The organism is Natrinema sp. CBA1119, assembly GCF_002572525.1.
GTDB lineage: Archaea > Halobacteriota > Halobacteria > Halobacteriales > Natrialbaceae > Natrinema.
The window spans coordinates 2,359,939-2,383,126 of sequence record NZ_PDBS01000001.1 but is presented as its reverse complement, the minus strand read 5'-3'; the positions used below and the strand labels follow the sequence as shown (position 1 = coordinate 2,383,126).

24 protein-coding genes are annotated in these 23,188 nt (G+C 63.3%); 9 read left to right on the top strand and 15 right to left on the bottom strand.

Annotated features, from left to right (window positions below):
* Positions 1-27: 27 nt before the first annotated feature.
* From CP556_RS11730 to CP556_RS11695, 8 genes are all read right to left on the bottom strand, one after another.
* Positions 28-3,093 (bottom strand): DUF7286 family protein, encoded by a 3,066-nt coding sequence (locus tag CP556_RS11730; protein ID WP_098725787.1) that lies wholly within the window; start codon positions 3,091-3,093, stop codon positions 28-30.
* Positions 3,090-4,145 (bottom strand): DUF7284 family protein, encoded by a 1,056-nt coding sequence (locus CP556_RS11725; protein ID WP_255291449.1) that lies wholly within the window; start codon positions 4,143-4,145, stop codon positions 3,090-3,092. Before CP556_RS11725 ends, CP556_RS11730 begins: the two co-directional genes overlap by 4 nt.
* On the bottom strand, positions 4,142-4,627 hold the full coding sequence (locus tag CP556_RS11720) for a DUF7285 family protein (protein WP_098725786.1): 486 nt from the start codon (positions 4,625-4,627) through the stop codon (positions 4,142-4,144). The genes CP556_RS11725 and CP556_RS11720 overlap by 4 nt, the downstream gene beginning before the upstream one ends.
* Positions 4,605-5,501 carry a DUF7283 family protein gene (locus CP556_RS11715; protein ID WP_098725785.1) on the bottom strand — a complete coding sequence of 299 codons (897 nt, stop codon included), beginning with the start codon at positions 5,499-5,501 and terminating at the stop codon, positions 4,605-4,607. The genes CP556_RS11720 and CP556_RS11715 overlap by 23 nt, the downstream gene beginning before the upstream one ends.
* A 95-nt stretch (positions 5,502-5,596) precedes the next feature.
* On the bottom strand, positions 5,597-7,312 hold the full coding sequence (locus tag CP556_RS11710; RefSeq protein WP_098727383.1) for a secretion system protein: 1,716 nt from the start codon (positions 7,310-7,312) through the stop codon (positions 5,597-5,599).
* 7 nt (positions 7,313-7,319) lie between these two features.
* Positions 7,320-9,353 (bottom strand): type II/IV secretion system ATPase subunit, encoded by a 2,034-nt coding sequence (locus CP556_RS11705; protein ID WP_098725784.1) that lies wholly within the window; start codon positions 9,351-9,353, stop codon positions 7,320-7,322.
* A 25-nt stretch (positions 9,354-9,378) separates the two neighbouring features.
* Entirely contained in the window at positions 9,379-9,849 is a 471-nt protein-coding gene (locus tag CP556_RS11700; RefSeq protein WP_098725783.1) for a DUF7311 family protein, read from the bottom strand.
* The gene (locus CP556_RS11695) at positions 9,846-10,655 is read right to left on the bottom strand and encodes a DUF7310 family coiled-coil domain-containing protein (RefSeq protein WP_098725782.1); all 810 of its coding nucleotides are present in this window, start codon (positions 10,653-10,655) and stop codon (positions 9,846-9,848) included. The genes CP556_RS11700 and CP556_RS11695 overlap by 4 nt, the downstream gene beginning before the upstream one ends.
* 196 nt (positions 10,656-10,851) lie before the next feature.
* Here CP556_RS11695 and CP556_RS11690 point away from each other — a divergent pair, with 196 nt between their 5' ends.
* A complete protein-coding gene (locus tag CP556_RS11690) occupies positions 10,852-11,127 on the top strand; it encodes a DUF8028 family protein (RefSeq protein ID WP_098725781.1) in 276 nt (91 codons plus the stop codon).
* Positions 11,128-11,138: 11 nt separating this feature from the next.
* Here CP556_RS11690 and CP556_RS11685 read toward each other — a convergent pair whose 3' ends face one another.
* Entirely contained in the window at positions 11,139-12,065 is a 927-nt protein-coding gene (locus tag CP556_RS11685; RefSeq protein WP_098725780.1) for a DMT family transporter, read from the bottom strand.
* Positions 12,066-12,154: 89 nt separating this feature from the next.
* A complete protein-coding gene (locus CP556_RS11680; protein ID WP_098725779.1) occupies positions 12,155-12,520 on the bottom strand; it encodes a DUF7344 domain-containing protein in 366 nt (121 codons plus the stop codon).
* 274 nt (positions 12,521-12,794) lie between these two features.
* Here CP556_RS11680 and CP556_RS11675 point away from each other — a divergent pair, with 274 nt between their 5' ends.
* The 3 genes from CP556_RS11675 to CP556_RS11665 all read left to right on the top strand — a co-directional run bounded on the left by CP556_RS11675 (position 12,795) and on the right by CP556_RS11665 (position 14,431).
* Positions 12,795-13,448 carry a ribonuclease H family protein gene (locus CP556_RS11675; protein ID WP_098725778.1) on the top strand — a complete coding sequence of 218 codons (654 nt, stop codon included), beginning with the start codon at positions 12,795-12,797 and terminating at the stop codon, positions 13,446-13,448.
* A 108-nt stretch (positions 13,449-13,556) separates the two neighbouring features.
* Positions 13,557-14,015, top strand: a complete 459-nt coding sequence (locus CP556_RS11670; RefSeq protein ID WP_098725777.1) for a DUF2240 family protein — start codon at positions 13,557-13,559, stop codon at positions 14,013-14,015.
* A 23-nt stretch (positions 14,016-14,038) separates the two neighbouring features.
* Positions 14,039-14,431, top strand: a complete 393-nt coding sequence (locus CP556_RS11665; RefSeq protein WP_098725776.1) for a DUF7993 family protein — start codon at positions 14,039-14,041, stop codon at positions 14,429-14,431.
* Between the two features lie 526 nt (positions 14,432-14,957).
* Here CP556_RS11665 and CP556_RS11660 read toward each other — a convergent pair.
* The 4 genes from CP556_RS11660 to CP556_RS11645 all read right to left on the bottom strand — a co-directional run bounded on the left by CP556_RS11660 (position 14,958) and on the right by CP556_RS11645 (position 18,026).
* Entirely contained in the window at positions 14,958-15,617 is a 660-nt protein-coding gene (locus CP556_RS11660; protein ID WP_098725775.1) for an HAD family hydrolase, read from the bottom strand.
* Positions 15,618-15,676: 59 nt separating this feature from the next.
* Positions 15,677-17,008 carry a cation:proton antiporter gene (locus CP556_RS11655; protein WP_098725774.1) on the bottom strand — a complete coding sequence of 444 codons (1,332 nt, stop codon included), beginning with the start codon at positions 17,006-17,008 and terminating at the stop codon, positions 15,677-15,679.
* 34 nt (positions 17,009-17,042) lie between these two features.
* On the bottom strand, positions 17,043-17,537 hold the full coding sequence (locus CP556_RS11650) for a cation:proton antiporter regulatory subunit (RefSeq protein WP_098725773.1): 495 nt from the start codon (positions 17,535-17,537) through the stop codon (positions 17,043-17,045).
* A gap of 120 nt (positions 17,538-17,657) precedes the next feature.
* On the bottom strand, positions 17,658-18,026 hold the full coding sequence (locus CP556_RS11645; RefSeq protein WP_098725772.1) for a methylglyoxal synthase: 369 nt from the start codon (positions 18,024-18,026) through the stop codon (positions 17,658-17,660).
* A 117-nt stretch (positions 18,027-18,143) separates the two neighbouring features.
* On the opposite strand from CP556_RS11645, the gene CP556_RS11640 reads away from it, so the two are divergent.
* The 3 genes from CP556_RS11640 (at position 18,144) to CP556_RS11630 (ending at position 20,553) form a co-directional block, all read left to right on the top strand.
* On the top strand, positions 18,144-18,944 hold the full coding sequence (locus tag CP556_RS11640) for a class I SAM-dependent methyltransferase (RefSeq protein WP_098725771.1): 801 nt from the start codon (positions 18,144-18,146) through the stop codon (positions 18,942-18,944).
* A gap of 135 nt (positions 18,945-19,079) precedes the next feature.
* The gene (locus CP556_RS11635) at positions 19,080-20,171 is read left to right on the top strand and encodes an AI-2E family transporter (protein WP_098725770.1); all 1,092 of its coding nucleotides are present in this window, start codon (positions 19,080-19,082) and stop codon (positions 20,169-20,171) included.
* Between the two features lie 100 nt (positions 20,172-20,271).
* Entirely contained in the window at positions 20,272-20,553 is a 282-nt protein-coding gene (locus CP556_RS11630) for a MarR family transcriptional regulator (protein WP_098725769.1), read from the top strand.
* Positions 20,554-20,692: 139 nt separating this feature from the next.
* Here CP556_RS11630 and CP556_RS11625 read toward each other — a convergent pair whose 3' ends face one another.
* Positions 20,693-21,067, bottom strand: coding sequence for a winged helix-turn-helix transcriptional regulator (locus CP556_RS11625; RefSeq protein WP_098725768.1), 375 nt, complete (start codon positions 21,065-21,067; stop codon positions 20,693-20,695).
* Between the two features lie 193 nt (positions 21,068-21,260).
* Between CP556_RS11625 and CP556_RS11620 the strand changes: the two genes are divergently transcribed.
* Entirely contained in the window at positions 21,261-22,307 is a 1,047-nt protein-coding gene (locus CP556_RS11620) for an NAD(P)/FAD-dependent oxidoreductase (protein WP_098725767.1), read from the top strand.
* 423 nt (positions 22,308-22,730) lie between these two features.
* Positions 22,731-23,150: a VOC family protein gene (locus tag CP556_RS11615; RefSeq protein WP_098725766.1), complete on the top strand. Its 420-nt coding sequence runs from the start codon at positions 22,731-22,733 to the stop codon at positions 23,148-23,150.
* Positions 23,151-23,188 lie beyond the last annotated feature (38 nt).

Below are 23,188 nucleotides of genomic sequence, written 5' to 3'. Positions count from 1 at the left end.
AAGATCGAACATATAAAATATTGATAGTCAAACTGGAAGGTTTCCTTCAGTCATGCCAGACACACAACCCACACTATCAGTACTCTTGAAACTAGAGCCGGTATTGGCCCAAGCAACTGAGCAATTTTCTCGTGGGGAGTTTGAATTCTTATATCGCCATGTATCACCGACTCCCGGTGATCCCTTAGCCATCAGTTGTGGGCTTGGAACAACGATCGGAATTACAAGAGTATTATCGAACGAGATCGGTTCGATAGATCCGATTGTAAGTTCGTTTTCCTCGGTCCGAGTTGGCGTTTCAATCGTTACGTCTGTGTCTTCCCGAACATAGGTCATCTCGCTGCTGCTTGTTGGATCACCACTATTAGCACGTACCTCGAACCGAGCGTATTCTCCTTGTACTTCAAGGTAATATGCATCAAGCTGCAAGTAGAACAATGATGGCCACGGCATGAGAGGGAAACCTGGATGACCGATACCGTCGAAGTATCCAGCACCCAACGGTGCATGGTCTGTCTCATTGGCAGTATCGATAGCGAGCACATCGCCACCTTCTGGTCTGACTGCTGGGACATCAGTTCGATTAACAGTTTCTAGTGAAAGATACGTTGGCGATGCCTCGACCTGATAGTTCATATCCTCCATCAATGGTGAACTCTCGAGCGATACTCGTGCATCTTCAGGACGCGTTTCGGGATCCATCATCTGATCAACGAATTTCATTGGACCCCCGAGGAGATCATTGCTAGTATCGAGAAGACCGCCAAGGAGACCATTAAGTATGGCATTACTCTCACCGAGTGTATCGTCGTGCCAGCCGCTAATTCGTCCGATATTATCGTAGGTGTCCTCAAAATATTGCTTCCGAACCTCTGCACGGAGGAGATCGGCTGTATTGTCGTATGGTTCGGAGACGTTTTGATACACTAACTCGCCTTCCAAGCTACTTACATTCCTCTTGATTTTCTTGAGCGGACTTGGCTTCTCAAGCATATTCCAGAGGTCGGTTTGATGAGGCTCCACGGTTGTCACGACCTCGTAGTGTGTCTGATTAAGTTCGGCTAGCGCCCACTGATACAGTTCATCTTTGTTCTGCGGTTCGACATCGAGATTCGGAGATGAAGAGTATGTAATCGCCTTGCCAAAATCTCTTTCCGTAATTATCGAGTTGCTTGAGCTCTCAATCTTCCGTTCGAGTTCTTGTTCCTGCGACTGCACAGATATCGAACTCAGGTCAAGTGTCTCTTTGACTGCTTTTGTCTCGACACCTTCGAAGTTCTGAATGATACCATCCTTTTCCTCCCAGGAATCTTTCTCAATTAGCGATTTAATACCGCGAGACCCACGCTCAGTCCCAATATCCTCAGATACAAAATCACCATCAATCTTGTAATTGGAACTATACGTTATATTCTCCTTCCAATTCCAGGACGAGTATGACGATTTGTTTCCATTCTCATGTTTCCATTCCCCCTTAACGCCAATCGTATTCTTATAGTTAATATCGACTGTAGCGAGATCCCGATCATCAAATCCAGTAGCATCGTTATTGGATACGATATCGATTGAGACATCAGCCTTCGCCGGTGAGATACCAGCATGATAGGTAATGTTAACTGGTCCAGACCAATTTCCAGGATTTTGGGCCCATTCGCTTGGTGGAGACGGGTCTGGTAAGTCATTTTGTTTAAATGGCCCTACTTCGCTTGCTCCCAAGTCGACAGTATATATTTCTCCAATGACTTTGTTTATAATCGCTTCATTAGGACCTCTTTCCCTGAAAAGCCGTTCAATATTATCTAACGTTCCGCCTCCGTTAGTTCGAAAATCTCCCAGATCATCGGCTATATCTTGATTTTCCAAACTACCTGAATAGTAATTGCGGAGGTAGTTATCAGAAAATCTATTTGATTTCATCAGCGAGTCATTGAATTCCGATTCCACTTGCTCCATAGTCATTCCACTCGCCATCTGCATATACGCGACATCGGCGAACGGATGCGCTTGAATCTCGACATCAGTCTCGACGTTGTCCTCGAGCATCGTCAGCACAATATCCTGTACAGTCGGCGGATCCGGAAGTTCCCCGTCCTGATCGATCAGATCGCTATCACAGAGATTCGTCCGATTAGAGAGATTACTCGCCTCGCCGCCCGGGAGGAAGTCCGAGGTTTCGATGTCGCCCGCGCTCGAGGCGAGATCGCCGGCCATACAGAGCGTCGGCAAGAGCATGGCGCGGTCTTTGTACGGGTCGGTTGTACCGAAGGTTTTCTCCTGCAGTCCGAAGACGGCGTCGTTGACCATCACTTCGGTGTGCTCGTTGGGTGTGAGATTGTGGAAGGCGCGATCACCGCTGCTAAGTCGGTCGTAGTAGGCTTTCCCCCACGCGTACGGGTACATCCGAGCGGCGAAGTACCGCCCGAAACCGTCGTACTGGCCGTCGCTTTCGAAAAAGCCCGTGTTGAGCTGTGATTGGAACTCATCGGTCCGGTCTTTGAGCTGGTAGAGCGGCGTGCCGACAGTCACCGACAGCTCCCGTCGCTCGGTAACTGGCTGACCCTCCGTTTCGTCGACGGTGAGTTCGATGCCGTCGACCGCGACGGTGAGAACGCCCGATTCGCCTTTCTCGAGCGAAACGCGATCGATCGCCGCCTCGAGGTCGTCGCTGTCGCTCCAGTCGATCCGTTCGACGGAGGCCTCCGCGGTCGTCTCTCCATCGAATTGCTGGTGGGCGCTCGCGAACGACTCCGAAACCTCTCGGTAGATGAGGAGTTTCAGGTACTGGTCGAAGACGGCCTCGTCGTCATCCATCGCGGCGCTGACGGAAGCAGCTGCCCCGTCGGTCGACGTGACGGGGGCGCCGGCGGCATCCTCGGTCGCGCGGACGACCGCCTGCCGCAGTTCGGCGATCGCAACCGACTCGGCACGATCCATGGCGAGCGCCTGATCGGTGTCGACGTCTGGGGTTTCTCTGGACTCCAGCACGCCGACGATCGCGATGCTACTGACCAGTAGCAGTATGGCGATCAGGGCGAACGGAATCCGGGCTCGGTCGTCGTCTGCGATCGAAACTGTGTGTGGTCTGCGTGTCATACGTACCAGGTTTGAATCGTAATCGTGACCTCGTCGGTCGATACTTCGTCGGCGAGCAACGCCGCGGTCTCTTCGTCGCGTCGCTCGCCGTCGTAGCGCTCCTCGATCGCCGCGATTTCGTCTGCCAGCGCCGTTTGCAGGTCCTCCCCGAGCCAGTGTCCCAGCCCGTTCCGGCCGAACGTGTCCGCGTTTGCAACCCCGCGAACCACCTGTGCGTTCGCTTCGACCGCGTCTGCCTCCTCGCGCTTGAGCGGGCCGTGGTGAGCCGGCGCCGTCGTCTCAGTGAACTCGTACTCGAGCGGTTTCACCAGCTGCTCGTACTGTGAAACGGTGAGTTCGTGGGAGAGCCCCTGACTCTCGAGGGATCGCTGGGTTGCCGCGGGCGGGAAGTAGCCGTCGACGATCGCGTTTCCGATCACCGTTCCGGCCGCTTCGAACGACGCGTTCTCCGGGCTCTCGACGAGGTCGGTTCGATCGCCAAGATAGTCGTTCCAGTACGTATCGGCGTTCAGATACGCGAATTCGACCTCGTTCGAATCGACGGCAGAAATCCCGCTCGAGGCCGTCAGCGTGACGCTCGAGACATCCTCGTTCGGCGGCGGTCGTTCGCCGGCCGTCGCCGTGCCGTTGATCGCCGCGTCGTCGTAGGGTTCCCACTCAGCGGTGACGTAGAAATGGCGGTTCGACCCGATGAGAGCGCTTTCGACGGACGCACCGACGGCCGTTTCGAACTCGTCGCCTGTAGAGCGAATTCGAGTGCCGTCGACGTGGACGTTCGCGACGGCCGCGTCCGCGAGGAGTCCGGTGGCCGAGCCGTACTCGGTTCGGTGGTACTCCCCCTCCCGATCTGCGATCGGCGCAGCGTCTTCGAGACTGTACTGAACGCTGATGGTCGATTCGCCGAGGAGTTCGGCCGTCCGGTCGGCTCGGTTCTCGTCGAACTTGTCGTCCGAGTTGTGCAGGTGAATCCCGATCAGCAGGACGCTGGCGCTAACGAGCAGGAGGGCCATCGCGACGTCCATGACCGTACTCACGGCGCGGTCGGCGCTCATCCGTTCCACACCCCAACGAGTAGCGTTCCACCGCGGACCGCACCGGGTCTCGTGGCGACAGCGATGGGACGGGTGGCAACGCCGGCCTCGGCCGGCGGCCCCTCGAGTTCGCCGCTCTCGAGCGGATCGCGATTCGGCTGCCCGTCAGTTCCGAACAAAGCATCGGCGACGACGGTCTCACGGCCGTCATCGACGACCGTCACCTGCACGTAGACGTTCCGTCCGTGAGGGAGCGACGCCGTCTCGATCAGGTCCTCGAGTTCGTCGTGACCATAACTGCGAACGACGCCGTCGGTCTCGATGTCCCCTTTGATCCGAGTCACTGCCGTCTCTTCGGTCGTCCGGTCGGTGGTTCCGGGAAGCGTATCCGTCAGATATAGGCCATAGAGTCCGATACCGACGATAAGCGCCGAAACGGCGACGAGCGCGGCGAGCGGCTCGGTCTGCCCACGCTGTCCGTTAGGCGCTGACGAGCGTGACATAGAACGACTCCGATTCCCGATTTTTGTTCACGTATCCGCGGGTCTCGAGGTTGGTATCCGTGATATCGATTGTTTCTCCACCGGGACCACAGAGAGGAACCATCTCACTGCCACGGTCGGCCCGAATAGTCTCGTTACAGATGGTCGCGCCCTCGGCGTCGATCTCGACGTCGACTGGAAATTTCAACCAACTGTTCTTATGGAAATCGTACGGTCCAGCGGGTGCGGTTTCTCTCGAGGGAGACGCTTCGACGGATTTCTCGATGTATGTGTCCAGTTCCCTGCTTTCGGCGGTAAACGTCAGTTTCGTGTCCGTGTTTGCCTCGTACGCAAACGTGGCCTCGTGAGTCGTACCAGCTGCATAGATCAGTTCGACTGACGCACGTATCGTCGGAACCGGTGTCGTACTGATCGTTCGGACCCGTAGCTGGTCGTCTGCAGTCCGCCACTCACCCGTGTTATCGGCGTATGCGTCTTCGACATCCTCGAGAAAGTCGTCGAGCGCGTGCGTCTCCGTATCATCGAGCTCCGCCGCGTATTCTTCTTCGAAGGATCGGCCCGCTGTAAGATTCTCGAGGCGTTCGTGCCCCATCACGGGGACGACGTGCCCGTAGCTGAGACTCGCGCGGGAAGTGCCGTGCTCGTTTCGCATCGCGAGCGTTCGGCCGTCGAACTTGATCTCGGTCGCGTCGTGATCGTACGTGGCACTCGCGTTGTACGAGCTTCCAGCGGTTTGTTCGATCATGTTTGCGGCTCGGTTCGTGTCCGGGGGCGGTCCGGTCGGCAGCCCGAGTGCGATACCGGCGACGGCGGCGCTGACGATCGAGACGGCGAGCCAGACGTACCACGCATCGACCGGGGCTTCCAGATCCATGCTGCTGGTGGCCGCGTATTCGTATTTAAATCCGAGTCCGGCTCGAAACGAGGCCGGATCGAGAGCCGCAACGCGACGAGTGGGGACCGAACTGATCAGAGCAAGACGCCGATGACGGCGACGGTCAGGACGTAGAGGATCATCGCCGAGACGAGCGTACGACCGACGTGATACCCGACGAGGGCCCGGTCGAGACCGTGACGAAGCCCGATCGAGAGCGGGGTGATGATGAAACAGAGCGCGATCAGATAGAGACCGACGACGACCGCGAGCGATTCCGCGGGGAATGCAGCGGCTTCCACCTCGCCCGAAGCGATGATATCCTCGCTCGACATCATGGCGGCCATGCCGACGGTCGCGCCGGCGACGAGCGGAGCGAAATACGCCGCCGTGTTGTCGAGCGTCCCGGTGACCTGCTCGAGGTTTCGTTTTGTCTCGGCTTCGACCGCCTCGAGTTCCTCCAGATGGTCGGCCATGGAGACGATGGCACGGCCGGCGGGTTTCCCCTCTTCCGAGGCGATCGCGAGCAACGCGGCAGTCCCTCGAGCCCGGGGGCTTGGAACGTTTCGAAGGGCACCGTAGTGACCGAGAAATGCCTCTCGAACGCCCGTCTGGAGCCGCCGCTGAATTCCGGCGGCGTCTTCGAAGACAGCACCGGTCTCGGCGGGGACGCGGTCGCCAGCGAGTTCGACCGCCGACTCCACGGACTCGCCTTCGGCGACCTGTCGACCGACGATGTAGAGCGCGTCGGTCAGGTGGGCTTCAACGTCGCGGACGTACTGCCGAACCGCGAGGACGGGACGATACGTTGCGACCAATGCGACGCCGACGCCGAGGCCGATTGCCGCGACCGGTGCGAGGTGGCCGGGCCCGGTCGTAGCGATCGTTACGTACCCGCAAACGCTTGCGAGGATTCCCCATAGCAGCCGCAATCGGAGTCGATCGGGCACGTCCGGATGCCCATGGTCGATCGCGGGGGGCGGAAACGCGACCGGTCGTCGGACGAGCAGCCAGAGGCTCGCCGCGATCAGGGTTCCGGGGAGAACAACGTTGTACAGCAGCACGAACAGCCAGATGTTGACGGAATAGCCGACCATCGGCACCGTCGGAACGAGCGAGACGAGCGCGAGCGGAAGCATGATCCCGAAGGCGAACAGCCCGGTCGCCGGTGCGCGGATCGCCGACGTAAAATCCGCCATCTGGCTGCGAGTACCGTTGAGAACGGCCGAGAGCGATCGATCGAGCGTCCGGACACGTTCGGCATCGGGTGCGTCCTGGGCGGCGACGAGCAGATGCGAGGACCGCCGAAGCGCCGGGAACCACTCTGCCCATTCCTCGGCAAACGACAGCAGGCCCGTCCCGGGCGTTCCAATCGATCGATCGATGTGACCGGCGAGACTCGCGGACAACGGGCCGGACCCGGTCTCGGCCGCGAACCGAACCGCGCTCTCCAGTGCCGGCTGTACCTGCATGCGCAACACGGCCCGCCCGACGAGGTTTGGCGTCTCGCCGAGCGCCTCGGTTCTGCGGAACGCCGCCTGCAAGTGCGGCATCGAATGGACGCCGTGAATCGCCGCGATCGGGGTCACGAGTACGAAAAACAGGACGAACGGAATCGGAGCAGCCGTCAGCAACAACGGCAGTGGCACGATGGCGGCAACGATGCCGGCTCCGTATCCCGCTCGGACGATCGTCTCACCCTCATAGCGGGAGTCGGTAAACGATAGCGACTCCGCGAGAGCATCACTGACGGCGACATCGGTCGGGTACAGTGCGGCGAGCGACTGAACGAGAAACGGTACCAACAGCATCTCGAGATCACCCGCCGCCCCAATCGGTAGCCGGTGGCTCACCGCCCTGATTGGGAGCTGGTGGCTCGTCGGTCCGATCGGTGTGAGCCGTCTCGTCGCTCCGAGAGAAGTCTCCTCTCTCGTCTCCGCGACCGGTGTACGCTGTCGCGACCGCCTGTGGGCTCGTTCGGCCGTCGTTCACGAGCGTCGACAGGAGTTCGGTTCGCGAGGAAATCGCCCGCCGAACGGCAGCGTAGTCCTCGGTCGGCCCGGCGAGTCGGTTCACGATCCGACTCTCGCCGCGATCGATCCGCCCCGTCGCGACGGCGCGGTCGCCCTCGAGTTCGTACAGCGGTTCGAATCGGACGTCGTCGCCGGTCCCGACGACTTCCTCGACCTTGGCGAGTCGTCGATCTCGTCCTCCCGGGGCCCGGTAAGCCTGAACGGTCACGACGATGTCCGTCGCGCCGAACGACGACGGTTCGACGCCGAGGTCGGAAACGACCCGCTCGTAGACGTCGTCGGCACCGTCGCCGTGTATCGTTCCCAGCACTGCGTTGGCGTTCGCACCGACCCGCATGGCCTCGTAGAGGACCTGTGCTTCTTCACCGCGGATTTCGCCGACAACGAGGGCTCCGTCGCCGAGACGAAGCGCGGTCCTGAGCGCGTCCGCGGCCGATATTTCGGGACCGTCGCCGGTTCCGGTTCGGAGCGCCTGCACGTCGCGGCCGACCGACTGCAACGCGTCCACCGGGAGTTCGGGCGTATCTTCGATCAGAACCGTTCTCGTTTTCGGGGCGAGTTCGTACAGGAGCGTCCCCAGCAGCGTCGTCTTCCCCGATCCCCGGGTTCCGGCGATGAGGGTCGCGGCGTTGCGTTCGACGGCGACCGAGAGAAACGCCGCGACCGCCGCGGGGACGGTCCCGTTCGCGACGAGCGCCGGGAGCGTGAACTCGTCGGCGGGCTGCTCCCGGAAGGCGAAGGCGATTCCGTCTGCGACCGGATCGGTGACGCCCGCGACCCGAATCCCGGTCCCGTCTCCGAGCGAGGCCGTCGCGTCGACCGTCGGACTCGCTCGGGAGAACGCCCGCCCGCTGGTGCGGCGAACCCGCGAGGCGAGCGCTCGCGCACCGTTCGGCGTGAGTTGGACGTTCGTCGGCATCGACTCTCCGTCGACGACGACGCGAATCGGGTTCGCTGCCGCCGGCGACGTGACGTACACGTCGGTGACGCGCGGATCGGCGAACAGGTCCTCGAGAATCCCGTACCCGCTCGTGTGTTTCGTCAGAATAGCCGTCAGGAGCGGGTCGGCCGCCCCGTCGCTGGCGTACTCGATCGCTCGAGAGGGCGCGCGGTCGCCCTCGACGACTCCCTCGGCGATCGCCTCGTATCCCTCGAGGAGCCGTCGCCGATCCGTGTCGGAGAGGGCCGTATCGACCGCGTTGAGGGCGTAGCGCGGAACGTCGCCCGGCCGGCCGTAGATCCGCGCCTCGCTTCCCGTCCGCAGCGACTGGAGGTCTCTGAGATGCGCGCCGTCGTCGATCGTTCGGTCGACGAAGTACTGGCCGATAGTGAGCCCGACGGTGGCGGGCAGGACCGTCTCGTCGCTCTCGAGACCGGTCGCCGCCGCGATCAGCCCCGATTCGACGCCGATATCGGCGATCGGTCCGGCTCTCGTTCGGACCTCCGAAGCGACGGCGATCGGGTCCCGCGCAGCGGCCGCGGCCAGCCGCTCGTCGCGCTCGCCAAGAAGCGAGATGAACCGCCCGGCGGACTCGAGGAGGTCGACGCCGCGGTCGGCGTACCGGCGTTCGAGGCCGTTCGATCTGACGATAATCCGTGTGGCCGCTCGCTCGGCCAGCGCTTCGATCGCCGTTCGACGGCAGGCGGTCGCGTTCTCGAGGTCGCCGTCGCAGTCGGTCGCGTCGAGAACGAGCGTCTCGTCGTCGAACGTTACAGTGCAGCCACACGACGAGGCGGTGTCGGTTCGATTTCCGAACACGCCGCCGAGGCCCAGGTCGTCGATGACCGATCGAAGGCGCGTGGTCCCGTCCGGAGACATACCGATGGTGGCAGCGGCATCTGATTTAAACTCGAGCACGGGTGGCGACGACGATCGGCGTTCGGTTCTCGTCAGCTCGGAGCGACAACACGAGTCGAACCTCACCGGCTCCGTCGAGTTCGACCGATTCGTTGCCGTGTGGGTCGTTCCAGACCACCGGTTCGTCGATTACCCCGGTCCGCGTCGTTCCGTCCGCGAGAACGTACCGAACGGAGCTGTACCGTCCGGTTTCCGCCACAGTGATCTCGAAATGAGTGACGGCATCGGTCGTGAGCGATCCCCGAGGCAATCGCACGTCGACGACTCGCCTGGGGTTCGGATGGTCGTCGGGGGAGATCTCTTCCGTTTCCGCGAGTGACGTCGCCGCATCGTCGATCGCCGCGATGCTCGTTTCGACCTGCCGTTGCGTGTTCAGCGATGCACCCCGCTCGATCGCCGGGACGGCGAGGACGATGAGGGCAATCGCGAGCAAAACGGCAACGACGATCCGGATCACGGGAGCTTCGACCGAAGTGACTCAAATATGCCGCTTCCGGGTTCGTCGTCCTCGGTCGACGCCGATTCCTCGGTCGAGCGGTCGCCGTTCGCCGGGTCCGCGAGTCGGCAGTCGAGTGCGTCCTGCGTGGCTTGCCTTCCGCTCCAAGTGCTACCGGCGCTCGTCGTCGTCGAGTCCGCTCGATCGTCGGAACCGGGGCCGTCCTGTCGGTTCGGGCTCTCGCCTTCGCCGGTCGGTGCTGCGACGATTTTCGTGGCAGTCTGCTCGACGGAGAGCGAGCCAACGGTTTGCTCGTTCGCAGTGACTGGCGGTAGTGCCCCGCGACCGTCTCCATCGGTGGCCGAGTCGGGTGCCGCGGCCGTCTTCTCTCGGATCCCCGATCCGTCGCTATCGGACGGTTCCCCTCCGCCATCTGGTGTCTCAGTTCCACGTTCGAGCGCGACGCCCTCTCGGTCGTCGGGGGCAGCCCTCACACCGTCGGAATCGCCGGTATCGCGAGAGCCGAGGACGCGCTCGAGTTCGTCGATACGGTACTCGAGCCGATCGACAGCTGCGACGGCCCCGTTAGCCCGCTTCTCGACGGTCTCGTTAACGGATTCGACGGAGCCGACGAGTCCGTCGAATGCGTCGATTCGTCCCTCGAGATCGGCGATCCGTTGCTCGTGGGCGTCGATCCGATCGGTGAGAGCCGCGAGGTCCTCGGTGAGGGACGCGGCGTCGCCGACGGCAGCCAGTTCAAGGTCACCGTCGACGACCGCGCGTTCGACGGTCGACAGCCGCCGTTCGATACGTTCGATATCGCTCATGGCGAGCGTTGCCGTCCCTTCCCATTTAAACCCTGATCCGAATCGGGTTCGGATCGGTTGCCTAATTGCGGCTACCACTATCGTTTCGATCGGTAAACCGCTCGTTCACTGCGGATAATTCCGGTGAATCAGTCGCGATTGTTCGAAACGGTCGGACCGATATTTGCGTCGTCGCCGAGAATACGCACCTCCCCCAATGGCGAGCCCACCCTCTCCCACCGACCGTCGATCCGCCGACTCGAGCCCGCCGAGCGAACGTCGTGACGACGAGGATGGCATGCTCGAGCGAGCGACACCGGGGCTCGCCACCCCGATCCGCGCCGCGGGATTCTGGGCGGCGATCGCAATGCCGATTCTGTACGTCCCCGTGCTCGCGACCGGGTTGTCGTCCTCGTTCGACGGCGTTCTGTTTCTCGGACTGATCGTCGGCAACCTCCTCGCGCTGTACGTCGGCCACGCCCATCGCCAGTAGCGGCGCGTGGACTACTCGCTCGAGCCTCGCGATCGAACGTGGCCGAACTCCCGTCGGATCGCCCGTCGTTTGACGAGGCAGAAGCTGACCGCGATGAGACCGAATCCGATCAGCGTCGCGGTATCGACCACTTCGCCGAGATAGAGCCAGCCGACCACCGCGGTGACGATCGGTGCGACGTACGAGACCATGTTGATTTCGACGGCCCCCAGTCGCTCGAGCAGGTCGAAGTAGACGAGAAAGCCGATCGCGCTCGCGCCGAGCGAGAGGTAGGCCAGTGCGCCGATTGCCTCGGGGTGGGTCCACGCGCTCGGCTCGAGCGACTCGCCGATCGCGACGCTGACGAGGTGTAACACGAGCGCGCCGCCGAGCATCGACCAGGCCTCCATCGTCTCGATCGGCAGCGAGGTATCGAAACGGCGGGTGAGGACGCTGCCGAGCGCGAACGCCGCCGCAGCACAGAAAACGAGCCCCTTCGCCACGATGCCGGTCGCGAGTAGGTTCGACGGATCCGGCCGAACGATGACCGCGACGCCGGCGAGGCCGACGACGACGCCGACGGTGCCGATCGGGGAGAGGGCGTCTGCGGGGACGAGCGCTCGAGCGAACCCGGTGCTCAGAACCGGCGAGAGACTCACCAGGATAGCGGCGGCTGCCGCCGTGGTGTGTTGCTGTCCGACGAAGAGGAAGGCGTGGTAGGCCGCGATCAGGAGCACGGCGCCGACGGCGACCTGCCGCCACTCGGCCCCGGTACGAGGCCGCCATCGATCGACGGCGACCGCGGCGTAGCCGAGCATCACGATACCGGCGATATCGTAGCGCAACGCGGCGAACAGGATCGGCGGGATATACGAGAGCCCCGCACTGATCGCGACGAACGCCGCGCCCCACAGCGTTGCGAGCGTCAGAAAGAGAGCGAGATTTCGATACCGGGACACGCTGTCCCGTTCGGGAGAAAATCTCCTATTCGTTTCGATTCGAAACGCCGGGGGCGAGCCGTGGTACAGCGGCTCAGAATATGCGCGCCTCAGAGCGGCGGCCGTTCGCGAATCTCGGGTTCGTCCTCGGTCTGCCGGAACTGCTCGAGGAGGGGTTTGATATCGTCGAATCCCGTTGCCAGCACGATGTCGCCGCTTCGCAGGTCGTATTCGATGATGTCGTAATCCTCGAGTCGCGGCAAGTGGTTGTGGACTAACGAGACGTACACTCGCTGTCTGCGCTCCTTGTCGACCGCGGCGGCGTTGACGTCGAGCTCCCAGGCGGCGACCTGCGCGACCAGATCCTCGAGGTTCGCCGTTCGGTCGTCCGCTAACTGGTAGAGCAGATACCGCCGTTCGGATTCCGCGAGGAGAGCGCACGCCGCTTCCATCCGACTGGCGTTCGTCTGGTTCATACTTCGACCAAGTACTAGGTGGTATTACACCTACCGCCAACACAGATAGGGTCCGGACGATCGGTCGAAACCGGGATCCCCCGCTAATCGGCAGTTCAACTGTTTCAGCATCAAAATACTCGCAATAGTCTTCTTTAACAGATAGTCGCACGTAGTTAGTTTTTCCCGTGGGGGACGTACCCATATCGCGTCGAACGGGTGACTCCCATGTGAAACGGTGCCATCTGTTACCACGGGCGGTATCGTTAAGTGTGCAAATAACCTACGCGTTTCTATGGCCGCTCACGGCCGGCCCGCACTGCGGGACTTGTTCGACGAGTCGCCCACGCCCCACATCGCCCACCCCCCGCGGACCCACCATCGTGATTTCTATGTCGCAACCGACGGGTCCTTCCGAGACTCCGGTGGCGGGCTGGGTGCCGTTATCGAAACGCGCGACGGCACGCGCGTCGCACGCGTCGCGACCGCGGATACGCCGCCGGACAACAACGTTGCCGAGTATCGGGCGTTGCATCTCGGACTTGACGTCCTCGCTGCAAGAGCGCCGCGAGACGCCGCCGTCGGCGTCCTCATCGATCACGACGCGCTCGCCAGCAACGTCAACAACGCCATCCTTGCAACCCGCCATCCCGACGGGAAATCGCCCCGTCCGGTCACCGTCCCGACCGCGACGCAGTATCACTGGCGCGGCATCCGGGCCCGACTCAACGGGTTCGACGAGGTCCGGGCCGCCCGTATCGACAGCGATCAGAACCCCGCACACCCCCTCGCGAACACGCCGGAACGGTACTATCACGTCAACCGGGAGCCCGACCGCTGCGTCCTGCCCGAAACGCCGGAGGCAACCGCCACCGAGTTCCCGCCGCCGTCCCGAGCCGACCGCAACGGCGGCAGTGGTGGCAGCGGCGGCGGTCGCGCCTCGGACTGATCGCGGGCCGACGTGCAGTGGCGCGCGCTGTCCGCCGACCGTGATTTCGGAGACGAGCGCCGCCCGGAACCGCCATCGTTTTCTCACCGCTCGAGCAAGTCGTCTCCGATGAGCCTTCGCGTCGCGGTCGCCGCCCCGTTCATCCAGCACGGCGCGCGTCGCCTCAAGGAAAACGAGGTCGTCGTCGCCCTCTCGCTCGATCGGGACTGGTTCTCCCCCGATCAGGCCAAACGGCTGATCGACATCGCTACCCAGGAAGGCCTCCTCGAGCGCGGTGACGACGGCCTCGAGATCACGTTCAACCCGTCGGAGGTGACGGTTCCGGAGGAGTTCGTCCCCGACGAGGACCTCCTGCGGGAACGCTCCGCGTTCGAACGCGTGCTCGATTCGCTGGTCGCCGAAGGGATGGAGAAACACGAGGCCGTCAGCGCGATCAATACGCTACAGCAGGAACTCGGCCTGACCATCGAGGCCGCCGCGGTCGTCTACGCCCGCCGTCAGGGGATCGACGTCGGCGACCTCGCCCCGATCGCCCGGGAAGCCGTCCTCGACACCGAAGACGGTTAATCCCGCCACCCCGACCGACCGGTATGGTCGACGACCGAATCACCGACGGCCGCCGGATCGCCGAACTCCTCTCGAGCGAAATCGACGGCCGCGAGGACGGCGAACTCGCACACTTCGCCGTGACCAACGCCGATCGGGACGTCGAACCGACGGCCGACGGCGCTCGAGCCTACGACGTCACTCGCCACGACGAGCGGATCGCTCGCGTGTTCGTTCACGACGACAGGGCACACCTCGAGCTCGAGATGGGACAGGATGTCGCGGCCGAAGCCGCATCGGAGGTCGATCTTCGGGTTCGGCCGAAGGCGACAAAACCGCCGCGCACGCTCGTGTTCGTCGAGAGCGGCGCCGAGGTCAAGCGAGCCACGGACGTGTTACAGACCGTGAGCCGTCGACTTGAGGAACCCGACGCGTAGGACGAATCTCTCCTCCTTGACGGTTCCTCGAGCGGTGGCGCGCGCTGTCGGCCGTCCGAGTGCTAGCGAGGGCGACCGACGCCATCGCGCGAGGGATGAGCGAGTGAGCGGAGCGAACGAGCGAATCGGCTGGGGAGGGCGTGGAGATTCCCTGTTGCCACGATAGCAGGACTCGTCGTCTTACTCAACTCCATCAGCGTACCCGATCCCATACACGTATCGACGCATTACTGATTGAATTCTATTCGGTGAGACGATCTTCTGATAGTTCTATAACGACTTCTCCTGGCAACTAGGAGGGCCTCATCCTCCCCAGCCGATTCGCTCACTAGCGTTCGCTCATCCCTCGCGCAACGTCGTGCCGCGGTTCATTGGCATTCACCGCGGCCCAGCGCGCGCCACCGCACGCCAGTTGACCGGTCTCGAGTGACATCCCCTTCCCCTGTACTGAACAATCCCGGGGAAAGCGCGAGGCTCATCTAGAGAAAACGTCCGTCAGGACGAAGCGGATCTCACGGAATCCGTTTCACTCGAGGCCCGAGACGAGTCCCGGAAGCGCCGATGCGATCTCCCGCTGCTCGACGTGCGCGATCGCGCGCGAATCGAGCTCTGGACCGTCCTCGAGCAGCACCTGAATCGCTCGCATCCCCGCCTCGGTCGCGCCCCGAATATCGGCCTCGACCTCGTCGCCGACGTAGACCGCGTCGGCGGGGTCGACACCTAGCTCGCCGGTGATCGCCTCGAACGCGCGCGGATCGGGCTTCCCGGCTTCGAGTTCGCCCGTCACGAGCGCGGCGTCGAAGGCGTCCTCCCAGCCCAGCGTCTCGAGTTTGTCCCGCTGGGCGCGGACGGGGCCGTTGGTGAGCAGGCCGACGCGGTACTCGCCGCGCAGGTCCGCGAGCATGGCTTCGACCCCGGGGAGCGCCTCGAGGTCGTCGGCGATCGTCTCGCGGTAGGCCGTCGCGACCGCGGCCGGGTCGGCGTCGCTCTCGCTGTCCGCGAGCAGGTCGGCGAAGATGGGCTCGCGCGTCTCGGTGGTGAGGTTCCGGCGGTGGGCCGCGAGATACGCGTCACGAGTGAGTGACGGCGCACCGGTTGCGGTCGTGGCATCCTCGAGAATCGTCGCTCGGTCCCGCTGGGGAACGGCGAGCGTGTAATCGAGATCGAAGACGACCGCCTGTGGCATAGGAGTGACAGGGGGCTCGAGCGGGTTGAAGCTATCCCTTCGGAGACGGCACCCCGCTCTCACTCCTGGACCGGCTCGGCAGCGCCGGAACGTCGCCGCTCGAGCGCCGAGACCACGACGGGTTCGATCCGGCTCGAGTACTGCATGAGCGACGTGCCGAGGATGCTCATGACGAGGACGTAGCCGACGGTGAAGGCGTAGATCGTCTGTGCCGTCTCAGCGGCGAGGCCGCTGCCGGCCCCCGAGAGCGCGAGGCTCGCGATGATCAGGGAGAACTCGCCGCGGGTGGCCATCCCGAAGCCCACTCGGAGCGAGCGACGGTCGTCGAGACCGTAGATCCGACCGCCTAGATAGCCGCTGACGAGTTTCGTCGGCGTCGTCACGACGACGGCGGCGACGATCATCCCCAGAATCGAGAGCGTGAACAGTCCCGGATCGGTGACGAGGCCGATCCAGAAGAAGAAGATCGCCGCGAAGGCGTCCCGGAGCGGCTCAAGCAGTCGCTCGAGGTCGTGGACGTGGTCAGTCGACGAGAAAGTCATGCCGACGAAGAACGCGGCAACGGCCTCGCTAACGCCCAGCGCCAGCGCGATGCCGGCGACGAGGATCGTGACGCCGAGCGCTCGGACGACGATGAACTCGTTGGTATCGGCGTCCAGAAAGCGCTGGAAGAAGCCGGTTCCGAAGGTGACGAGTGCGAGCAGGGCAAGGATGACGCCGATCGCGATGCCGATCTGGCCGGCGGCCGCTCCGACATCGCCGCCACCCAAGACCAGCGCGGACGCGATCGTCAGGTAGACGGCGATGAACAGGTCCTCGTAGACGAGCGTCCCGAGCAGCGGTTCGGCCTCGTCGTTCGCGATCCAGCCCAGATCGATCAGCGACTTCGTGATGATCGCGCTGGAGGAGATGTAGACGATCCCGGCGGTGAGAAAGGCCGCGAGGAAACTCCCGAAGACGAGGTAGCCGAAGACCAGTCCGATCCCGAAGTTGATCACGAGATCGACGCTCCCCGCCTTGCCGATCCGGTCCCTGCTCGCGAGCAGCCGGTCCACATTGAACTCGAGGCCCAGAAAGAACAACAGGAGGACGATCCCGATCTCGGCCCCGATGACGATGAAATCCGTCTCGCCGAGGGCGAGTCCGCCCAGCGTTGCCAGAAGGTCCATCCCACCGACCGTCACCTCGGGAACGGTGACAGTGACGCCGCCGACGCCGACATCGGTCCCGGCGAGCGCGGGGAGTTCACCCAGCACGTTCGATCCCAGCACCATCCCGATGATGATATAGAACGGGATCACCGACTGATCGATCCGACTCGAGAGAATGCCGGCGAACGCGACCGCGGTAAAGAGGATGCCGACATCGACGAGCGCCGTTTCAGTCGCCACTACCGATCACCCCCTGCGGCGGTGCTCGTCCCGTTCACTCCTCGAACCCTGCTCCGAGCAGTTTCTCGAACTGGGCGCAGTCCTCGCGGTCGCCGATGACGACCAGGGTGTCGCCGACCTCGAGGATCGTCTCCGGCGTCGGCGGCGAGATCAACGTCTCACCGCGCTGGATGGCGACGATCGAGACGCCCGTCCGCTCGCGGATGTTCGCCTCGGCGAGACTCTGGCCGGCGACTTCGGCTTCCTCGGCGACACCGTACCACTCGAGGTAGGTGTCATCGGAAAGCATCGTCTCCACCTGTTCGGCTTGCACCGGCTGGAAGTACGCCCCTTCCAGGATCGTCCCGATCTTCCGAGCGAGCCGATCGGACGCCTCGAACACCTTCTCGCTGTCTGCATCCGTGTCCGGTTTCAGGTACACTTCTCGTTTCCCCGTGTTGTGCGTCACGATGACGAGTCGCTCCCCGTTCTCGAGTTCGACCTCGAACTTCTTCCCGACACCGGGGAGGTCGCTTTCGTAGACAGTCATACCGGTACGTTCGAAGCCGACAATTAAATAGCGTGTCCTCGCGGAGATGAGCGATCGGTGCTCCCCAGCAGAGATCTCCTCGGAGCCGACGACGAACTACTCCGCGAGCACCAGATGAAACTACTCCGCGAGCCCTTCGATGAGGAACTCCGCGGAGGCGAGGTTCGTCGCGAGCGCCGTGTCGCGAACGTCACAGATCCGCAACAGCGCCGAGATATCGGGCTCGTGGGGCTGGGCTCGCAGCGGATCCCGGAGGAAGACGATCCCGTCGAGTTTCCCCGCCGCGACCTCCGCACCGATCATCAGGTCCCCGCCGAGCGGTCCTGACTCCGTGCGTTCGACCTCGAGGTCGGTCTCGTCTATGAGCCGCTGCCCCGTGGTTCCGGTCGCGATCAGTTCGTAGGTCCGCAGTTGTTTCTCGTGGGTCCGCGCGAATTCGATGAGGGCCGGCTTCTTCTCGTCGTGGGCGATCAGCGCGACGCGAGTCATAGCCGCCCCGTCTACCCCGCGGCAAATAAGCGCTCGCTCGCGGGGACGATTCTATCGCTCCAACGAGCGGACTCGAGACGGCTATCGACTTTTGACGCTGGCGACCGACCACCGACTATGGACGACCCGACCGAACCCGGCGATCGATCGGCGAGACACGTCTGGTCGGCCGGTCGGTACCCCGCGATGGCACCGAACATGCTGCCCGCCATCGCGCGACTGGTCAACACTGCGGGGATCGATCCGGGCAACCGCGTCCTCGACGTCGGCTGCGGGACCGGCAACGCAGCGCTGACGGCCCGTCGAGCGGGTGCGAACGTCGTCGGCCTCGATCTCGCTCACGGAATGCTCGAGTTGGCCCGTGACAACGCCTCGCTCGCTGCCGAAGCCGATATCGGCTGGCTCACTGGCGACGCCGAGGCGCTTCCCGTCCCGGACAACGCGTTCGACGTGGTCCTCTCGAACTTCGGTCACGTCTTCGCGCCGGATTCGACCCGCGCCGGCGCGGAACTCCGACGCGTGACGAAACCCGGCGGTCGAGTCTGTTTCACCGCGTGGTCGCCCAACGGCGTCGTCGGGGACCTCACGGAAGTCTTGACCGACCACGTCGACGAACCGCCGAGCGATCCGTGGTCGCACCTGCAGTGGGGCGAGCCTGATTTCGTCCGCGACCAGTTTGCCGACGTCACCGACTGCTCGTTCCAGCGCCGACTGCTCGAGTTCCGATATGCCACGCCACACCACTTCTGGCGGGAGTTCGCCGAGGAGTCCGGCCCGCTTTCGCCCGTCCTCCGGCGCATGAACGACGACGACGCGCGGGCCGCGCTCCGCCGGGACGCGGTCGCCGCGCTCGAGGACTGGTTCGGAGACAACGCGATCCGCGTCGAGTACCTTCAGGTACGAGCCGTGATCGAGTAACACCGTCAGCGCGATCGCTCGCCGTCGGCGAGCGCCGAGACTCGCATAAAGTTCCTCGAGATGACGGTCACGCATCGAGTACCGTTTCACTTTCCGAAACGGGCGTTTTTGGCGCTCACTCCTGTGGCAGTGACCATGGGCGTGTTCGACAGTTGGGACGGCAAGCGCGTCGCCTGGGTCATGCTCGGAGCAGTCCTCGCGGCGCTGATCGGCCTCGCTCTCTTCAGGTACATCGGTCCGTTCCTCTTCGCGATCTTCCTGTACTACGCGACGCGGCCGCTCTACCGACAACTCGATCGAGTCATCGGCCATCCGAACGTGACCACGACGGCCACGATCCTGTTCGTTATCCTGCCGATGATCGCCGTCGTCGTCTACGCGGCCGTCGTCGGGCTCAGGGAACTCGATCAGCTCCTCGCCGCGAGCGACCTCGAGGCCTACCGGTCGACCCTCGAGCCGTACCTGCAGCCGATTCGTCGGGGAAACGTCGGCGAGCTTCGAGACGCGGTCGGGAGCGGAGGCGGTGGCTCGTTCGCGGGCGCGCTTCGACAGGGTGTGCCGGGAGCCGTCGGTCGGCTGCTGTCGGTCGCCGGCGAGGTGTTCTCGGTCCTCGCCCGGTTCTTTCTCATGCTCACGATTCTCTTCTACCTCCTGCGGGACGACGAGAAACTGCGTCGGTGGTTCTACGAGAGTATCGACCACGACGACGACATCGTCTCGTACACCCAGGCGGTCGACGACGACCTCGAGACGGTCTTCCTCAGCAATCTAGCGGTTATCCTGGTGGCAGCCACCGCCGCCGCCGTCACGTACTACGGGCTCAATTTCGTCGCCTCGGGCGGGACCGTCGTCGGGACGCCGGTGTTGCTCTCCCTGCTCATCGGGATCGGGACGCTGATCCCGGCCGTCGGGATGAAAATCGTCTACGTCCCCTACGGGTTGGTTCTCCTCGGCGTCGCGCTGACGACCCCGAAGCCGCTCTGGCATCCGATCGCGTTCTTCGCGCTCACGTTCGTCGTCGTCGACACCATCCCCGACTTCTTCGCGCGGTCGTTCCTCTCCGCGCGCAGCGGCGTCCACATGGGTCTCGTCCTCCTCGGCTACTTCCTCGGCACGCTCGCGTTCGGCTGGTGGGGGCTGTTCCTCGGTCCGATCGTCGTCGTCCTCGCGGTCCACTTCGGGGAGACAGTCTTCCCCGGACTCGCGAGCGATTTCCTCCGGGAGTGACGCTGCCGATGACACAGCGAGGGCTCCGATACGACCGCTGGTTCAACGATCCGGAGTGCAAGACATCATTAAAGACGGTTCGCGGCGAGAGGGACAATACATGAGTGACCAGGTCGTTCTCACCGCGGAAACCGCCCCGGACGCCGTCGACGAGACCCCGCCGAGTGCCAAACTCGTGCTGACGGTCCTCGCACACGAGGGAAGCCTCACCCAGTCTCGACTCGCCGAGGAGACGATGCTCCCCGCTCGAACGGTCCGCTACGCGTTACAGCAACTCGAGGAACACAACCTCGTCGACTCGCAGATATCGTTCGCGGACGCCAGACAGCACGTGTATTCTCTCAATGACGATCTGTTCCCGAAGGCGGACGCCCGAGACTAGCGTTCGTGACGTCCCGAGGGCAGCCTCGACGAGCGCCCCGTTCGTTCCCGGATTTATTGACATTGACTCGCGATCGAGGCCGGCCTCCCGGAACGCCAGCCGGAGGAGTAACGCGGCTCGATTCCGTTCTTACGGCCGCTCAAGCGACCGAACTATCCTCATCAGACGCTGCCACGAGGTGTTCGCTCCCCCAGTCTCGCATCTCCACGATGACCGGCTCGAGCGATGCGCCGAGTTCGGTCAACGAGTACTCGACGCGGACGGGCTTTTCGCTGACGATCTCGCGGTTCACGAGCCGCTTCTCCTCGAGGTCGTCCAGCGCGTCCGAGAGGACCTTGCTCGAGATGCCGTCGACCTCCTCTTCGAGCGCGTTGAACCCGAGCGGTCCGTTCTCGAGCAGTCGGTGGATGATGACGGTGTGCCACTTTTTCCCGATCAGCGTCGCCGTGGAGGTGATCGGACACCAGTCCTCGCCCGAACACCAGATTTCGACTCCCCGTGTCGACTCGTCCATAGTCGGCAGTGAGGGCCCGCCGCACCATATAGTTACATCTTGTAACCTACTTACATTCAGTTACCCCTGAGTGAACAGTCGAATGGCGCTCTCGCTACCGAACCGCGGTCACCGGTAGGCGCTTACCATCTCGTAACCGAGTAACGTTATCGTTAGCTGACGTTTATGAATGAGGGAGCGTTACCGGGTTACTATGAGTAACTCCAAAGGAACGACTCCCGAGTCGAGTACGGACGATGACCGGTACGCCGTCGCCGTCGTCGGTGGCGGCCCGGCGGGGCTGACGACCGCACTGTACGCCGCGCGTCTCGGCCACGAGACCGCCGTCTTCGACCGTGGCGGCGGCCGCGCCGCGATGATGCAGGACACGCACAACGTCATCGGGACCCCCGAATCGGTGTCGGGGGCCGACTTCCTCTCCACGGCCGTCGACCAGCTCCGGTCGTACGGCGCCGACTACCGACGAGAGTTCGTGACGGGGATCGAACGAGTCGACGACTCGTTCGCGCTCGAGACGACCGACGGCTCGGCCGTCGCGGAGCGAGTCGTCCTCGCGACTGGCTTTACCGACGAGCGACCCGAGCCACCGCTGCCCCGAACCGGGCGCGGGCTCCACTACTGTCTCCACTGTGACGCGTACATGTTCGTCGGCGAGTCGGTTTACGTGATGGGGCACAGCGAGAGCGCGGCTCACGTCGCGATGATCATGCTCAACTTCACCGACGATGTCGATCTGCTGCTCCGCGGTGACGAGCCGACCTGGGGCGACGAGACGGCGACGCTGCTCGAGGGACACCCCGTCGATATCGTCCACGAGGACGTTACCGGTGTCCGAAACGGCGACGACGGCTGGCTCGAGGCACTGGAATTCGCCGACGGAACGGTACGGGAGTACAGAGGTGGCTTCGCGATGTACGGCAGCGAGTACAACAACGGCCTCGCAGCGTCGCTCGGTGCGGATCTGAACGACGACGGCACGGTCGCGGTCGACGACCACGGCCGAACCTCTGTCGACGGCCTCTCTGCCGTCGGCGACCTGACACCCGGCCACAACCAGATCCCCGTCGCGATGGGACAGGGGGCGAAGGCGGGGCTCGCGATTCACAAGGGGCTCCGCACGTTCCCGAAGTCCCTCGCCGAACTCGAGGCGGAGGGCCCCGTCTCGACGAGCGACGCGCCGACGATGGCCGCCGGTCCGGGAACGGAGACGAGCGAGCAGGCCTCGACCGTGGACGATTGACGAAGTCGCGTCGGCGATGCGGTTCGCGTCTCGAATCCGACATCGGCTGCGTTCGACCGGTAGACATCATTGGACAGTCGGTCGGGAGAAACGTTGTCCTCGGAGATGTCTCGGAAACTATAGTAGTCACTGAAAGTCAATGCGTACCTGATCGCACGACCGCGTCGCGATCAGTGTATAAATCGTTTCAGTGACTACGATACCTGTGAGCGGTAGTCACCTCAAGATCGCCAACAGCGCCCGCTATTCGGGCACGTTCGGGGCGCGAGACGACCGAGCCACTGCCGATTGGGATTCGGCTCGGCGACCCGGTCGGAACTCCCACGAATTGATTCGCATCCACCGCACGGTCCCGGCAGACCGCCGGACGTGACCGACCGCACAGACGGAAGCGTTTTTCTCTCGCGCTCACACGCCCTACACATGACAGCGCTCAGCGCACATCACGTCGGGATCACCGTCGCCAACCTCGAGGAGACGCTCGCGTTCTACCGCGACGTGCTCGATCTGCCAGTCGCCGACCGATTCAGCGTCGGCGGCGAGGCGTTCTCCGACGCCGTCGGCGTCGAGGATGCGAGCGCGGAGTTCGCACATCTCGAGGCGGACGGAGCCCGAATCGAACTCGTCGAGTACGAGCCAGAAGCGAGGGGGTCCCCGACGGCGGGGCTCAATCAACCGGGCGCGTCCCACGTCGGTCTCTCGGTCGACGACCTCGAGTCCTTCGCCGAAGCGCTCCCCGAGGACGTGCCGACGCTCAGCGAGCCCCGAACGACCGAGAGCGGTACCACGATCATGTTTCTGCGAGATCCCGAGGGGAACCTGATCGAAGTGCTCGAGGCGTAACGAAAACGAAGCGCGAATCCGAGCGATCGAGAGCGGAG

Coding starts and splice junctions, on each gene's coding strand:
- CP556_RS11730 (WP_098725787.1), bottom strand. CDS start 3,093: ATGACACGCAGACCACACACAGTTTCGATCGCAGACGACGACCGAGCC.
- CP556_RS11725 (WP_255291449.1), bottom strand. CDS start 4,145: ATGAGCGCCGACCGCGCCGTGAGTACGGTCATGGACGTCGCGATGGCC.
- CP556_RS11720 (WP_098725786.1), bottom strand. CDS start 4,627: ATGTCACGCTCGTCAGCGCCTAACGGACAGCGTGGGCAGACCGAGCCG.
- CP556_RS11715 (WP_098725785.1), bottom strand. CDS start 5,501: ATGGATCTGGAAGCCCCGGTCGATGCGTGGTACGTCTGGCTCGCCGTC.
- CP556_RS11710 (WP_098727383.1), bottom strand. CDS start 7,312: ATGCTGTTGGTACCGTTTCTCGTTCAGTCGCTCGCCGCACTGTACCCG.
- CP556_RS11705 (WP_098725784.1), bottom strand. CDS start 9,353: ATGTCTCCGGACGGGACCACGCGCCTTCGATCGGTCATCGACGACCTG.
- CP556_RS11695 (WP_098725782.1), bottom strand. CDS start 10,655: ATGAGCGATATCGAACGTATCGAACGGCGGCTGTCGACCGTCGAACGC.
- CP556_RS11690 (WP_098725781.1), top strand. CDS start 10,852: ATGGCGAGCCCACCCTCTCCCACCGACCGTCGATCCGCCGACTCGAGC.
- CP556_RS11680 (WP_098725779.1), bottom strand. CDS start 12,520: ATGAACCAGACGAACGCCAGTCGGATGGAAGCGGCGTGCGCTCTCCTC.
- CP556_RS11675 (WP_098725778.1), top strand. CDS start 12,795: ATGGCCGCTCACGGCCGGCCCGCACTGCGGGACTTGTTCGACGAGTCG.
- CP556_RS11670 (WP_098725777.1), top strand. CDS start 13,557: ATGAGCCTTCGCGTCGCGGTCGCCGCCCCGTTCATCCAGCACGGCGCG.
- CP556_RS11665 (WP_098725776.1), top strand. CDS start 14,039: ATGGTCGACGACCGAATCACCGACGGCCGCCGGATCGCCGAACTCCTC.
- CP556_RS11660 (WP_098725775.1), bottom strand. CDS start 15,617: ATGCCACAGGCGGTCGTCTTCGATCTCGATTACACGCTCGCCGTTCCC.
- CP556_RS11650 (WP_098725773.1), bottom strand. CDS start 17,537: ATGACTGTCTACGAAAGCGACCTCCCCGGTGTCGGGAAGAAGTTCGAG.
- CP556_RS11645 (WP_098725772.1), bottom strand. CDS start 18,026: ATGACTCGCGTCGCGCTGATCGCCCACGACGAGAAGAAGCCGGCCCTC.
- CP556_RS11640 (WP_098725771.1), top strand. CDS start 18,144: ATGGACGACCCGACCGAACCCGGCGATCGATCGGCGAGACACGTCTGG.
- CP556_RS11635 (WP_098725770.1), top strand. CDS start 19,080: ATGGGCGTGTTCGACAGTTGGGACGGCAAGCGCGTCGCCTGGGTCATG.
- CP556_RS11630 (WP_098725769.1), top strand. CDS start 20,272: ATGAGTGACCAGGTCGTTCTCACCGCGGAAACCGCCCCGGACGCCGTC.
- CP556_RS11625 (WP_098725768.1), bottom strand. CDS start 21,067: ATGGACGAGTCGACACGGGGAGTCGAAATCTGGTGTTCGGGCGAGGAC.
- CP556_RS11620 (WP_098725767.1), top strand. CDS start 21,261: ATGAGTAACTCCAAAGGAACGACTCCCGAGTCGAGTACGGACGATGAC.
- CP556_RS11615 (WP_098725766.1), top strand. CDS start 22,731: ATGACAGCGCTCAGCGCACATCACGTCGGGATCACCGTCGCCAACCTC.